Source organism: Pseudomonas sp. MPB23 (assembly GCF_046605395.1).
Lineage (GTDB): Bacteria > Pseudomonadota > Gammaproteobacteria > Pseudomonadales > Pseudomonadaceae > Aquipseudomonas.
Genome location: NZ_CP176771.1, coordinates 679,525 through 693,045, shown reverse-complemented (window position 1 = coordinate 693,045; position 13,521 = coordinate 679,525). Strand labels below are relative to the sequence as shown.

The 13,521-nt window shown below is 61.1% G+C and carries 11 protein-coding genes; 4 read left to right on the top strand and 7 right to left on the bottom strand.

Annotation, left to right across the window (positions count from 1 at the left end; translation table 11 throughout):
• Positions 1–8: 8 nt before the first annotated feature.
• The 5 genes from ACLH0J_RS03085 to ACLH0J_RS03065 form a co-directional block, all read right to left on the bottom strand.
• A complete protein-coding gene (locus ACLH0J_RS03085; protein ID WP_411390399.1) occupies positions 9–467 on the bottom strand; it encodes an SRPBCC family protein in 459 nt (152 codons plus the stop codon).
• A 17-nt stretch (positions 468–484) separates the two neighbouring features.
• Positions 485–3,862: an amino acid adenylation domain-containing protein gene (locus tag ACLH0J_RS03080; RefSeq protein ID WP_411390398.1), complete on the bottom strand. Its 3,378-nt coding sequence runs from the start codon at positions 3,860–3,862 to the stop codon at positions 485–487.
• On the bottom strand, positions 3,859–4,806 hold the full coding sequence (locus ACLH0J_RS03075; protein ID WP_411390397.1) for a diiron oxygenase: 948 nt from the start codon (positions 4,804–4,806) through the stop codon (positions 3,859–3,861). Before ACLH0J_RS03075 ends, ACLH0J_RS03080 begins: the two co-directional genes overlap by 4 nt.
• Positions 4,803–5,561 (bottom strand): DUF3050 domain-containing protein, encoded by a 759-nt coding sequence (locus tag ACLH0J_RS03070; RefSeq protein ID WP_411390396.1) that lies wholly within the window; start codon positions 5,559–5,561, stop codon positions 4,803–4,805. Before ACLH0J_RS03070 ends, ACLH0J_RS03075 begins: the two co-directional genes overlap by 4 nt.
• A 332-nt stretch (positions 5,562–5,893) precedes the next feature.
• A complete protein-coding gene (locus ACLH0J_RS03065) occupies positions 5,894–6,592 on the bottom strand; it encodes a GntR family transcriptional regulator (RefSeq protein WP_411390395.1) in 699 nt (232 codons plus the stop codon).
• Positions 6,593–6,868: 276 nt separating this feature from the next.
• On the opposite strand from ACLH0J_RS03065, the gene ACLH0J_RS03060 reads away from it, so the two are divergent.
• The 4 genes from ACLH0J_RS03060 to ACLH0J_RS03045 are packed head-to-tail and all read left to right on the top strand — an operon-like array spanning position 6,869 to position 10,529.
• Positions 6,869–7,762, top strand: coding sequence for a TauD/TfdA dioxygenase family protein (locus ACLH0J_RS03060; protein WP_411390394.1), 894 nt, complete (start codon positions 6,869–6,871; stop codon positions 7,760–7,762).
• Positions 7,763–7,776: 14 nt separating this feature from the next.
• Entirely contained in the window at positions 7,777–8,802 is a 1,026-nt protein-coding gene (locus ACLH0J_RS03055) for an ABC transporter substrate-binding protein (RefSeq protein WP_411390393.1), read from the top strand.
• A gap of 1 nt (position 8,803) precedes the next feature.
• Positions 8,804–9,655: an ABC transporter ATP-binding protein gene (locus ACLH0J_RS03050; protein WP_411390392.1), complete on the top strand. Its 852-nt coding sequence runs from the start codon at positions 8,804–8,806 to the stop codon at positions 9,653–9,655.
• Positions 9,656–9,680: 25 nt separating this feature from the next.
• The gene (locus tag ACLH0J_RS03045; protein ID WP_411390391.1) at positions 9,681–10,529 is read left to right on the top strand and encodes an ABC transporter permease; all 849 of its coding nucleotides are present in this window, start codon (positions 9,681–9,683) and stop codon (positions 10,527–10,529) included.
• A gap of 63 nt (positions 10,530–10,592) precedes the next feature.
• Here ACLH0J_RS03045 and ACLH0J_RS03040 read toward each other — a convergent pair whose 3' ends face one another.
• Together ACLH0J_RS03040 and ACLH0J_RS03035 are read right to left on the bottom strand one after the other, a co-directional pair.
• Positions 10,593–11,297 (bottom strand): DUF3142 domain-containing protein, encoded by a 705-nt coding sequence (locus ACLH0J_RS03040; protein ID WP_411390390.1) that lies wholly within the window; start codon positions 11,295–11,297, stop codon positions 10,593–10,595.
• Positions 11,294–13,447, bottom strand: a complete 2,154-nt coding sequence (locus tag ACLH0J_RS03035; protein ID WP_411390389.1) for an outer membrane assembly lipoprotein YfiO — start codon at positions 13,445–13,447, stop codon at positions 11,294–11,296. Before ACLH0J_RS03035 ends, ACLH0J_RS03040 begins: the two co-directional genes overlap by 4 nt.
• Positions 13,448–13,521: the final 74 nt, after the last annotated feature.

Here is a 13,521-nt window from a genome sequence, read left to right as displayed (position 1 = left end):
CCGGTGGCTTAGCCAAGCAATCGGCGCACGTTGTCCAGGGCGCTGTTGGCGAAGCCTTGCACAAATTGTTCAAACCCCACCTGTGCCGTGTCTACGGGCTCGGCAATAATGGTCCAGGTTACCCTGGAACATTCATCGCCCAATGCGTCCACACTGATTGCCGCCCATAACCTGGCCACACCCAGGGTGTTGTAGATCGTGGTCCAAGTCATGTGCATGGCATGCTCGTCTCGACTGTTGAGTTGCTCCACCACATGGTTGCCGTCGCGGAAGACTTTCGTGCGCAAAGCGCCTACACCGTTGCCGATCGTTTCGATATGGGACAAGGCCGGAATGAACACATCGAAGCCTGCAAACTGCCCCACCATGTTCCACAGGCGGCGGGCATGACAGTTGACCAGGACAGAGGCCACTATCGGCACGCCGTTCGGGTTGCGGATTAACGTATCGGGTTGCAGCGGTTTCATGAGGTTGTCCTGAGGGGTCAAAGGAAGCCGATGGCCTTGAGGTATTTGTAGCCTTTGCTTAACAGCGCCGCGTCTTTTTCTGGGTATTGTTCCCCCATTTGTCGAACACCTTGTCGCGCGTGGTCATGGCGAATCATTGAGGTATCGCCGATGTCTTCATCCAAACGATCGAGGTAAAAACCCAGTACACCAAAGAGTGCGTTGTCTTCATTCACTGTTCGCAGCGCCTGTTGCCATTGGGTAACGCTCACGCGCTCGAATGCGTGACCTGCCTCGCTGAAGGCATCCAAGTAGCGCTCCCAACTCAGGGGCTGTGGGTTATGCAGGTTGAATACGTTTCTATCGGCGTGAAAGCGGTGGCAGTGGAACGCGATGAAGCGAGCCAGGAAGTCCACCGGCATCAGGTCAAAGTTCAGATCCAGGCGAGGAAGCAGGCCCAACTGCAGCGAACCTTTGAGCATCAGCATCAGGCGATTTTTCTGCGGCCGGCAGACCCCATTGCGGCTGTTGAAGCTGATGTTCCCGGGACGATGGATATTCACCCAGGCACCTTGGCTCACGGCACGTCCCAATTGCCGCTCGGCGACCCATTTGGACAGGTTGTAGCCATTCTTGATATACAGCGGCAACGTGGCCGCGGCGGGTGCTTCCAGCACATTTCCCTGCGCGTCGATACTGCTGGAAGCCGACAGTGTCGAGATAAAATTCAGCACTTTCTTGCGGCGCGCCTCACACAAGCGCAGGCATTCGAATATCGGGTCGACGTTGTCCTTGGTCAGCGAGGCGTAGTCCATGACATGGTTGACTCGCGCCGCGTTGTGCACCAGCACACCGAAACCCTCCGCGAGGGCGTCATACACGTCGGCGGTTAAACCTAATCGTGGCAGGCTGATGTCCGCCGCAAAGACCCGTATCCGGCTCAGGTCCAGGTGTTCCAGGTGGTATTCGCGTAACGCCTGAGCAAACCGCTCGGTTGCCGAGTGCTCCGGCTCCTCTCGCACCAGGCAGGCTATCTCGGTTGCACCACCGGCCAGTAACGCTTCGACGATATGGACACCGACGAAGCTGTTGGCGCCCGTCACGATGACTTTATGCGGATCGCCCGTGAGCTCCTCTGGCAGGGTGTCGATCGCCCACTGCCGTTGCGCATCCCGAACCGCGTGGCCAGAGGACGCGTCGGGTCGCTCACCTTCTTCCACCAGCATCGCGAGTGTGCGAATCGTCGGTACTTCAATGAAGTGGCTCAATGTGAAGCTACGTCCAAATTGCTCGCGGACGCGCAGTAACAGCGTCGACAGCAAAATCGAGTGACCACCGAGGTCGAAGAAGCCGTCGTCGATAGAGAGTTCACCCGCAGGCAACCCCAACAGCTCGCCCCACAGGCTGGCCAGTTGAACTTGAAGTGGGGTATGTGCGGCGCTGCGGGAGGACTGCAATAGGGGGAGGGCCGGTAATTCCAGCAAGGTCTCGCGGTCGACCTTGCCGTTGCTGGAGTGCGGCATGCGTGGCAATTCGTTCAGGAAGTCGGGCTGCATATGACCCGGCAACCACTGCCGGGCATGCTGCTGCAGTGCCGCCAGCGTGGCGCCCGGTTCGGGCTGGGCGACGAAGCCTCGGATGCTGCTGTCATGGTCGATAACCACCGCTACCTGGCGATAGAGCCGGCTGTCGCGCAGGCATTGTTCAATTTCCTGGGGTTCGACCCGAAAGCCGCGAATCTTCACTTGGTCGTCCAGTCGCCCGCCCAGCACGATGCCTTCAGCCGTCCACTTGGCCAGGTCACCGCTGCGGTAGGCGCGCAGGGTCTGGCCGCCAGGCACGACCAGATCCACGAACGCGCTGATGGCCTGTTGCGATGGGTTCACATACCCCAGACTCACTCCTGGGCCGATGATGTACACCTCGCCGATGACCTGTTCATCCACCGGTTGCAGGTCGTCATCGAGGATCAACACCTGGCTGTTGGCAATGGGCTGGCCAAGGTTGCGGTTACTGTCACCTGGCTGCAACCTCCGGTGGGTGACCAGCACCGTGGCCTCCGTTGGGCCATAGAGATTGTGAAACTGACATTGCCCCGCCAGCCGTTCGATCACATGGGGCTCGCAGACTTCGCCCCCCGTCAGCAGATGCGTCAGCCCCAGCGGTTGATCGGGTGGCAGGGTGCTCAGCAACGCGGGGGGCAGAAAGGCGTGGGTGACACGTTGCCGGCGCAGCAGCTCCAGCAACTGGTAAGGATCACGTCGCTGCTCTTCACTGGGGACGATCAGTTCGGCGCCTGCTATCAGGGCGGGGAAGATATCGATCAGCGACGAGTCGAAGCTCAGCGACGAAAACTGCAGCACGCGGCTCTGCTCTTCCAGGCTCAGGCAGGCGCGGCACCAGGCGGTGAAATGCGCCAGGTTGGCCTGGCTGAGCAATACGCCTTTGGGTTGGCCGGTGGTGCCCGATGTAAAGAGCGTCATGCAGGGCGCATCGGCGCGGGGACGATATGGCATCAATGGGCGTGTGAGGTCGGCGCCATCAGGGTCGACTGTGCTGACATCCAGTGCGATGAAATGCCCTCGCAGTGGATGCTGACCGGCGTCCAGCAATACGCGGGCACCTGCGCTGTCGAGCATGAGCCGATGGCGTTGAGGCGGATGATCGGACCCTAGCGGCAGGTACACCGCCCCACAGGCCAGCACCGCCAGCATGCAGGCGTATAGCTCGATGGATTTTTCCAGGTACACACCAACCACTGTGGGTGCCTCGAAAGCCACCAGCAAGGGGTGCAATCGTTGTTGGATGGCCAGTGCCTGGACATGCAACTGCCGGTAGGTCACGGGCTTGCCTGCGATGTTCAACGCGGGTCGTTCGGCGAAGGTGTGAAGGCTGGCCTGTAACCGCTCGATCACCGGCACCTGGGCTTGCTGCAGCGCTGCGGGATCTGCGGTGCGATTGAACCGATGCAGATACGCCAGCGCCTCAAGCCCTTGCAAACCTTGCTCGGGCCAGTCATTGCCTACCGCGCTTGACGAGAAATACCCAGGGTCCCGCGAGAAAGCGCTGACGTGCAGCACAACCCACTCGACCAGCGCACGGGCCACCTGCTGGCGCAGCCGCTGGCCGTTGCCGCTGGGCTCATCGGCGATATCCAGTACGGCCAATAATCGCCTGTCGCGGGCGTAGGCACGCAGTTGCAGTGTTGGTAGCCCGTGCTGGGCGCACGGTCCGAAACCCACGCGCAGGCTTAGCCATGGGACGTGGTCAGCGTGGGCCGGCAGCGCCTCACTCCCGTCCTCAACCAGCAGGTCGAGGGCCGCGTCACCCGAGAGATGCCCGTATTGTTCCAGCATCTGCCTGATGTCTGCCAGGACGTTGCTGGTGCCGCTCCATCCGATCTTCAGGCACCTCATGCCGGCCTCCCGGACACGGGCAAGTAGTTGTCCAGCGCCTGTGTCACGCTGGGCGTTTGCAGTAAGCCACTATGTTGCAGGAACCCCATGATGTTGCCCATCAACGGATGCTGGCGGGTGATGGGGAACGCCAGCGCCACGACTTCATCACGCAATGCGGCGCGCACGCTGGCGGTGACGTCGAGGTGTTCGATCAAATGCAGATCGAAGTTTTTCTGCAGGTCGTTGGTCAGGTAATGCGCCAGGAAAGTGGGTAGCACTTGAGCGATGCTGTCGCGGTCATCGGCGCTCGCCGCCTGCCAATACAGGCGTACCAGTCGCGTCCAGAATTGGGCGTGGCGACCTTCATCGAACAGGTGGTCGGCCATCAAGCCCCGGATGGAGGCTTTGACACTGGTGTCCTTGGCAAACGCGGCCACGTCGTGGGTCAGGGTGTTTTCGGCAATGGCGACGCCAATCAGCGCCACCGCATCGCGCAGGTGAGCAGGTGCCTGAGCCTGTGCGGCCGGCAGTGCGCGGTTCAGTTCGATTTGCTCGGGCAGGTCCAGTGGCTGGATGCCGGTCATGGCCACGGTTTGTTGCAGGAAGTCCAGCGCGACCAGGGCGTGGTAGTCCTCGTCCACCACGACGGTCATCGCGTCATAGCGGCAGACCAGGGGAAAGGGCACCGAGAAGCGATCCTTGGCAATGCTGCGCGCCGTCTTGTCGACGATGTCGGTTTCGAAAATCACCACGTCGTTGATGAATTTGTAGAAGCTTTGCAGCAGCACGAAGTCGCGCCATTGCGGGCACTGTTCAACAAAGGTCGCACTCAGCACCAGGGGCTGGCGGCACAGCGGGTAGATCAATTTGTCATCGTTTTCCAGCACGCGGCGAGGGCGTGTACGGATGGTGGCGCGGCGTTCCCATTCGTCGGCGATGGAGAGGTAGTCGGCAATGTTCATGGGTGCACCTCTTGCAGCGAGACCTGCACCTCGTCCCAGAACGTGATACGGCTCTGCACGGCGGCGAGGGCGGTGTCCCCGGCCTGTTGCGGATAAGCCGGATCGGCGCTGACCAGGCGCTCGAGCAACTGCTGCGCCGCCGGTCCATGATCCTGGGCGTCCAGTTCGATGTGGCGTTTGAGGTAGTCGTACAGGGTCGGGGCCTGGCGTTGGATGAAATCATCCGCTTGCAGCAAGCGCTCGAACAGGGCGGGGATGACATGCTCGCGGCCATGAAGAAAGGCTGCCGCTACACAGTGAGTGGGCGCGTTCGACGCCATGCGCAATGTGGCGCTGACGAAGCGGGCCACGCCAGGCGGTGGGTCAACCTCGCGCAAGGCCGTGTTCGCCTCCAGCCCCTGGCGTAGCAGCGCAACGAAACGGTTGATCGCCGAAGTGCTGGCGCCGACTTCGGTCATGGCTTCCAGGTACAGCTCGAAGTGGCTGCAATGACCCTGTCGGGGGTGAATGTCGGATTCTTCGCCCAGCACGATCTCGTTGATCAGGCGGGCGGCGTGTGCGTCGGCAGGTGGCAGCCAGGGCAGGTGAATACAGGTCAGGTCCCGTTGCAGTCGCTTGGTGAGGGTCATGAAGTCCCAAACAGCGAATACATGGCTTTCCATAAAAAGTTGTAACTTATGAAGTGAAGTTATTTCGGAAAATAACGGATGGCTGCATAACTGCAGTTTTTTTTGTTCAAGTAACGGTTGATGCATAGTTGATGCCTATAAGTTGTTGCGTCTGCTGTAAACAGCGATGGGCTTTTGTGGTCGGCAAAAAGATAAGCAGGCGTAAACCGGACAGGATGCGCAAGGCCCGATGTGAGCGGGCTGCGGCTGAGTGAGGAGTCTGGTTTAGTAATAAAAGATGATAGTCGGGTTAAACAAGTTGGCGAGCATATAAATGTGTTAGATGTTTTTCCAAATAATAGTGCTGTCAGTAAGTTGTTCTATCAGAAGTGGGAAGTTTCTTCGGCGCGGGTCCCTGCCATAGAGGGAGGGACCCGCAGCGCTTGAGGGACAAGGGCGGGTGAAAATGCCTTGCGGAGTTACTGGCCGTCGACGTCCAGACGATTGAGGTAAGTCGTGATCACCTCCATCCCGCGCATCAAGTGATTTCGCAGTGTGAGGATGCTTTCACCGACTTTCTTCTGCGCCACCAATTGCAGCAATTCACGGTGGTCTTCCTGGGACGTTTCGCCGAGCCCCATGGCCTCAAGGTTGAATCGCAAGAATCGTTCTTCCTCATTCAACCCGTGCTCCACCAACTTGAGCAGTCGCTGGTTGGGGGCCTTGCCATAGAGGGTCATGTGAAACAGGCGATTGAGTCGACCAATCTCGGTGTAGTCCTTTTCTTGCTCCAATGCGCAGATAAGCGCGTCTGCCTCGGCGATATCGGCTTGGGTGAGCAAGGGTATCGACATGCGCAGGGCTTCAGACTCCAGCAACATACGCAGCTCATAGGTTTCGGCCGAGTTATCCTCGATCAATGGGGCAACCACAGCGCCTTTGTGCGTCACCACATGCAGCAGTGACTGGGCTTCCAGCTGGCGCAGGGCTTCACGCACGGGCATGCGACTGACCCCGAACAGGCTGGCCAGCTCCTGTTGGCGCATGGCTGTGCCGCAGGGCAATCGTCCATCGAGGATGGCGTTTCGCAAGGTTTCTTCAATTACGGAGCGAGCGAGATGGGCCGGAATAGGGCCGCTGATCTTGATGCTGTTCAAAGGGTTCGGCTTCTGCGTCACGGTTACGCTTTCCTCCTTTTTAGAATGTTGGCTAATTGGATCCAAAGCACACTAGAGACTGCTCATAAGCTTGTCAAACGGGCACGGTTTCGGCTTGTAAGCGCTTCAACACCGTGCTCCGAGCGCCCACAGCCAGGCTTTAGGGCGTCTTACATGCAGGTTCAACAGGTTTTCCCCCGGACGGTACATTCCCGCATATAGATATTCTCTAACGGTATTTAAAATGCTGTTCTTATATCTATAAAGTCACTCTCCTGTCTGACCGGGAGTGACCTCATGTCCGCCACCTCTACTGTTCCAACAGCGAATCCTACTGCCCAAGCATTCGAGATCCGCCCACTGCCCGGCAGCGTGGGCGCCGAGATCATTGGTCTGGATTTATCGCGTGGGGTCAACGACCAGGATTTCGTACGCATTCACCGTGCGCACCTGGACCATCACGTTGTCGTGTTCCGCGATCAGCGCATCACGCCCGAACAACAGATCGCCTTCAGCCGTCGCTTCGGTGTGCTGCAGATCCACGTGCTCAAGCAGTTCTTGTTGGCCAACCACCCGGAAATCCTGATCGTTTCCAACGTCATCGAAAATGGCCAGTCCATCGGCCTGGGGGATGCGGGCAAATTCTGGCATTCGGACCTTTCCTATAAAGAGCTGCCGAGCCTTGGCTCGATGCTGCATGCCCAGGAACTGCCCTCCGAAGGCGGCGACACATTGTTCGCCGACATGCACAAAGCCTGGGACCAGTTGCCCGAGCACTTGCGCAACGCCGTCGATGGCCGCCACGCCGCGCATTCCTACACCGCGCGCTACAGCGAAACCAAATTCGAAGGCAACTGGCGCCCGACGCTGACGCCAGAGCAACTGGCCCAAGTGGCAGAAGTGGTGCATCCCATCGTGCGCACTCACCCGGAGAATGGCCGCAAGGCGCTGTTCGTCAGCGAAGGCTTCACCACTCGCATCGTCGGTTTGCCGGAAGACGAAAGCCGCGACCTGCTGGCCCAGCTCTACGCCCACAGCGTGTTGCCGGAAAACACCTACCGCCACCAATGGCAGCCCCACGACCTGGTGTTCTGGGACAACCGCTCGCTGATCCACCTGGCCGCCGGTTGCCCGAGCCATCTGCGCCGCAAGCTGTACCGCACCACCATCCAGGGCGACGCGCCTTTCTGATTCGGAGCATGACCATGTCCAGGAACATTCCATTCGCACGGCTGGCCGCCACCCTTGGCCTGGGCGTCAGCCTGCTGGCCGGCAGCCTGGTTGCCCCGGCGGCCGCGCAGGCCGAAGGCGAGATCCGCATTGCCGAGCAGTTCGGCATCGTCTACCTGTTGCTGAACGTGGTACGCGACCAGCATCTGATCGAGAAATACGGCCAGCAGGAAGGCCTCGACATCAAGGTCGACTGGACCCAACTGTCCGGCGGCGCGGCGGTCAACGATGCGTTGCTTTCCGGCTCCATCGACATCGCCGGTGCCGGCGTCGGCCCGCTGCTGACCATCTGGGATCGCACCCACGGCAAGCAGAACGTCAAGGCGGTGGCATCCCTGGGTAACTTCCCGTACTACCTGGTGAGCAACAATCCCAAGGTCAAGACCATCGCCGATTTCACCGATAAGGACCGCATCGCCGTACCGGCGGTGGGTGTGTCGGTGCAATCGCGCTTCCTGCAATACGCTGCCGCCAAGCAGTGGGGTGACAAGGAGTTCAATCGCCTCGACAAGTACACCGTTGCCGTGCCACACCCGGATGCCACCGCGGCATTGATCGCCGGCGGCACCGAATTGACCGGGCACTTTTCCAACCCGCCATTCCAGGACCAGGCCCTGGCCAATCCTAATGTGCACGTCGTGCTCAACACCTATGACCTGCTCGGCCCGAACTCGCCGACGGTGCTGTTTGCCACCGAAAAATTCCGCAACGACAACCCGAAAACCTACAAGGCATTTGTGGACGCGTTGACCGAAGCTGCACAGTTCGCCCAGAACGACAAAGGCGCCGCGGCCGACACTTACATCCGCGTGACCAAGGCCAAGATCGACCGCGCCGAGTTGCTGAAAATCATCGACAACCCGCAATTCGAGTTCAGCGTCACGCCGAAAAACACCTACCCGCTGGCGGAATTCCTCTACCGCGTCGGCGCCATCAAAAACAAGCCTGAATCGTGGAAGGACTACTTCTTCCAAGACGCCAAGCCCCTGCAAGGAAGTTGAGATGAACGCGCCCTTGCAAGGCCACACGGCCAGCAACCCGCACACCACCGCCCCATTGCTGGCGGTGGATAACGTCAGCCTGGAATACCGCACCCCCGAGCGCGTGGTGCGGGCCACGCACCAGGTCAGTTTCGAGATCGACCCCGCCGATCGCTACGTATTGCTCGGCCCTTCGGGTTGTGGCAAGTCCACCTTGCTCAAGTCTATCGCCGGGTTTATCAAGCCTTGCGAGGGCGAGATCCGCCTGCTGGGGCAAAAGGTCGAACAGCCGGGCCCGGACCGCATTGTGGTGTTCCAGGAATTCGACCAGTTACCGCCGTGGAAAACCGTCAAACAGAACGTGATGTTTGCGCTGCTGGCGTCGAAAACCCTGCCGCGTCGCGAAGCCGAACAGCGAGCGCTGCACTACCTCGACAAAGTCGGCCTCAGCGCCTTTGCCGATGCTTACCCGCACACCCTGTCCGGCGGCATGAAAGCCCGCGTAGCGATCGCCCGCGCCCTGGCCATGCAGCCTAAAATCCTGCTGATGGACGAACCCTTCGCCGCCCTCGATGCCCTGACCCGGCGCAAGATGCAGGAAGAATTGCTGCTGCTCTGGGAAGAGGTGCGGTTCACCTTGCTGTTCGTCACCCACTCCATCGAAGAAGCGCTGGTGGTGGGCAATCGCATCCTGTTGCTGTCGCCCCATCCCGGGCGCGTGCGCGCGGAAATCCACAGCCATCAATACGACCTGCACAGCCTCGGTGGCGTGGCGTTCCAGGCGTCGGCGCGGCGGATTCATCGCCTGCTGTTCGACGAAGCGCCTGAAGCCGAACGTGAGTTGGGCTTCGCCGATATCCGCATCGCTTACTAAGGCGTTACTTTTTTCAGGAGCGTCCATGCGCCAGGAATATGAAATCACCCTCGAACCGTTGCTCAGCGTCCCTGTGGAACGCGAACTGCCGCTGCGCCAACGCCTGTGGCAACAAGGCTGGCTGCGCAAAGGCCTGATCCTGATCGTGCTCGCGATCCTCTGGGAAGCCGTTGCGCGCTACCAGAACAATGACCTGCTGCTACCGAGTTTCCTGCAGACCTTTCACGCGCTGTACGAAGGCCTGCTGAGTGGCGAATTGCTCAGCAAAGTCAGCATCTCGCTGGTGGTGCTGATCAAGGGCTATCTGATCGGCATCGTGCTGGCGTTTGCCTTGACCACGCTGGCGGTCTCGACGCAATTGGGCCGCGATTTGCTCAGCACACTGACCTCGATGTTCAATCCGTTGCCAGCCATTGCGCTGCTGCCGTTGGCGCTGCTGTGGTTTGGCCTGGGCCAGAACAGTTTGATTTTCGTGCTGGTGCATTCGGTGCTGTGGGCGCTGGCGCTCAACACCTATTCGGGGTTCCTCGGCGTGTCCGAAACCCTGCGCATGGCCGGTCGCAACTACGGCCTCAAGGGCATGCGCTTCGTGCTGTTCATCCTGATCCCGGCGGCACTGCCGTCGATCCTGGCGGGCCTGAAAATCGGCTGGGCATTTGCCTGGCGCACGCTGATCGCCGCCGAGCTGGTGTTCGGCGCCACCAGCGGCAAGGGCGGCCTGGGCTGGTACATCTTCCAGAACCGCAATGAGCTGTACACCGACAAAGTATTCGCCGGGCTGGCGGTGGTGATCCTGATCGGCCTGTTGGTGGAAAACCTGGTGTTCGACACCTTCGAGCGGCTGACGGTGAAGCGTTGGGGCATGCAGCGCTGATCCACAAGGGCAGCGCTGACAATCAATCAGGTGACCACTGTTCCAGAGCAGTGGTCACCTGCGTCACGGATTACGCAAAAACACCACATACCCCCGAAACCACTCACTGCCCTGCAAATACCCCGGCGCCTGCCACTCCCCACCTTGTATCAGGCCAATCTTGAACGGCACCCCCAACCGGTTCATCCGCGGCAAATACGCGGCGTAGTCCGGGATGCTGTGGCGCCCCTGGTACGTCTGCACCACCACTTCATCCACCACGCCCTTGAGCTGGGCGATGGCGGTGGGGTCGGCGTTGCTGCTCCAGTCCATCAGGCCGGTGATGCTCAGGCGCAGGTCGGCGGGCAGGCGTTGGCGCAGGTCGCGCAGGAAGGCGGCGTATTCGTGCAGGTATTGGGTGCGGGCGTCGAAGTCGATCTGGATGCCGACCACCGGGTTGCCGGCGTCGCGCCAGCGTTGTACTTGGCCGAGCAATTGGGTGTAGACCCGCTCCGGCCAGTGCAGGGTGTGGGCGCGGTAGACGATCCAGACGTCGCCTTCGGTGATACGCGGCACGCTGATGCCCTGGGCGATCAATTGCACGCCGCGCTGAGGGGCGCGGCGGGTGGCGTTGATCTGGCCCTGGAGGATGTACAGGGTTTTCGCCTGCTTGAGCACCGGCTGCGGGGTAACGCCGCTCCACAGCCAGAAGGCGTCATAGTCGCGGGCGTCGACGGCGCCGAACGCCGGGCTTGCCAGCAACAGCACGCCTAGCCACAGGTGTTTCACCAGTAGTACTGCAGCGATTTGCCCCATTGGGTGTCGCCGAAACCGCTCTTGAGCTGGCGGAACCAGGCTTTGCGCACCGCGGGTTCAACGTCCTGGCCGCCACAGCTGTTGTAGCCGGACGGCGCGTAGCAATTGATCGCGCGGAACAGGGCGTAGGCCTTGTCGTTTTTCGCCGCCTTGGCGTTGCCGATCACCTGTTTGTAGCCGTCGAGCCGCGAGAAGGTTTCGCCCTTGAAGTCCGACGTGGTGCTGCCCAGGCTACCGGCGGCGCGCGCCTGTTCCAGGGGCATGCCGTCCAGGCCGTTGCGCAGGATGAACTCACCCAGGCAGTTCAGGCCCTGTGGGCTTTTTGCGTCGTTTTGCAGGGTCGCGGCGGTTTGCGCGAGGGTCGGGCAGGCGTAGCCGGATTCGGCTTTGTCGCCGTTCCATTGGAACAGTTTCAAGCTCTGGCTGGCGCTGTAGACGTAGCCCAGGCTGGTGCCCAGTTTGTCTTCGGGCGCCTGGGCGGGCAGTTGCTTGAGGTCGTCGAGGAAGGTGGCGAACTGGCTGTGCAGCAGATCTTTATAGAGCAGCACGAATTGCGCGGTCTGGCGCTCCAGCGGGTCGTTGGCCTGGGCGATCCGTTGGCGCAGCAGTTCAGGCCCGGCGACGTTGCGCAGCAGGATGTAGCGCACCTGCCTGGCGCCGATCGGTGAGTCGGCGGCGAACACCTTGGCCAGTTGGCCGCTGCGTTCGTAGTTCATCGCCAGGGCCAGTTCCAGTTGGTCGCGCTGCAGCGGCGCTTTCGCCAGCGGTAGCAGTTGCAGCCACAGGGCTTGGGCGCCGCTCCAGTCGTTTTTCTCTTCAAGCGCCAAGGCGCGCAGCGTCTGCTGGCTGAAGGCGAAGTAGTCGAGGTTCGATGGCACATCCTGGGGCAGATGCTTCAAGGCGCTGTCGGGCTGATGCTCGACATACAGGGCGTACACCGCTTGCAGGTAGTCGAACAGCGCCGGATGGCTGGCAAACGTGGGCTTCTGCTGGTCGAGGTCTGCGCGGCTCAGGCGCGGCGGGGTTTGCGCGCGCATCAACATCAGGTCGGTGACGGCTTGCAGCATCGGCTCCCTGACGCTGGCGCTGTTGACCATCAGCAGCTTGAGGTCGGCTTCTTCCACCAGTTCGTCCACCGACACATTGCGCTGGGCCTCGGTGGCCTCGCTCATTTGCCAGGCAAAGTCTTCGGCGAGTTTGTTGTTGTCGCCGGCCAGCCAGTGCACGCGGCGCAGCAGGCCACGGGCGGAGGCACTGTATTGGCCCTGTGGATAAGTGTGCAGGTAGTTGAGCAGGCCCTGTTCGGCCTGGCCCAAGGCGGACTTATCCACATGCTCGAGCTGCGGCATGCCGTATTCATCGAACGCGTCGGCCTGCGCCTGGTTCAGCGTCGTGCGCGCGCTCATGTACAGCGCGGTTTCCTTCAGCCAGGGCAACTCGCTGCTGCTGGCGGCGGCAAAACCGCGCTCGGCTTCACTGAACCGCCCGCTGTAGAAGTCGGCGGCGGCCTGTAGATAAGTGCGCAGCAAGCGGCCGTTGGCGGACTCGAGCGGCTCGGCCACCACTGGGCCATCCCCGTTGCAGGTGCTGAGCAATTGCAGGCGCGCCTTGGCCAGCGTCTGGCGTTCGGCAGCCGGCATATCGGCCTGGGTCACTTGGCGAATGAACGCCGTGGCGCTGTCGTCGTCGTTGCTGCGGCAGCGGCTGCCTTCTCCGTTGAGGAAGGCGTCGCCGGCCGCTTTGGCGTCGTCGCGCTTGATGCCCAGGGGGGCGAGCACGGTGTCGAGTTCGCGGCTGGGTGACTGGCCGGCTTCATCGGTCGTGGCCGGGGCGGGTGTCAGGCGATACACCGCAAACGGCACCGGGCCGAAACCCTGGGCCAGATCGTCTTCGCTCAAGGCATTCGGCGCCAGCGGCGCGGCCTTTTTGTCGGCCAGCAACAGGCGCAGGTTGACCCGGCTGTCGTTTCCCGGGCTGAGAAAAGGCAGGTTGCTGCATGAGTCGAGGCTGTCATGGGAGACCCGCCAGTCGGGGTAGCACGAGTCGTCGGAGCTGGCCTGGGCCGGCAGCGAAATAGCGGCGAGCAGTGCCAGTGCCAGAGGTGACAGAAAACCGATGCGCATGACGTGTCCTTGATCCTGAGTCCTTGGAGGGGGGCAATAATAGCTTGATCCGACGGCGGCTTCGGTAGAGGCCT

Excerpts from the sequence above, each read along its gene's own strand:
- ACLH0J_RS03085 (WP_411390399.1), bottom strand. The coding sequence starts at position 467 with ATGAAACCGCTGCAACCCGATACGTTAATCCGCAACCCGAACGGCGTG.
- ACLH0J_RS03080 (WP_411390398.1), bottom strand. The coding sequence starts at position 3,862 with ATGAGGTGCCTGAAGATCGGATGGAGCGGCACCAGCAACGTCCTGGCA.
- ACLH0J_RS03075 (WP_411390397.1), bottom strand. The coding sequence starts at position 4,806 with ATGAACATTGCCGACTACCTCTCCATCGCCGACGAATGGGAACGCCGC.
- ACLH0J_RS03070 (WP_411390396.1), bottom strand. The coding sequence starts at position 5,561 with ATGCATCAACCGTTACTTGAACAAAAAAAACTGCAGTTATGCAGCCAT.
- ACLH0J_RS03060 (WP_411390394.1), top strand. The coding sequence starts at position 6,869 with ATGTCCGCCACCTCTACTGTTCCAACAGCGAATCCTACTGCCCAAGCA.
- ACLH0J_RS03055 (WP_411390393.1), top strand. The coding sequence starts at position 7,777 with ATGTCCAGGAACATTCCATTCGCACGGCTGGCCGCCACCCTTGGCCTG.
- ACLH0J_RS03050 (WP_411390392.1), top strand. The coding sequence starts at position 8,804 with ATGAACGCGCCCTTGCAAGGCCACACGGCCAGCAACCCGCACACCACC.
- ACLH0J_RS03045 (WP_411390391.1), top strand. The coding sequence starts at position 9,681 with ATGCGCCAGGAATATGAAATCACCCTCGAACCGTTGCTCAGCGTCCCT.
- ACLH0J_RS03035 (WP_411390389.1), bottom strand. The coding sequence starts at position 13,447 with ATGCGCATCGGTTTTCTGTCACCTCTGGCACTGGCACTGCTCGCCGCT.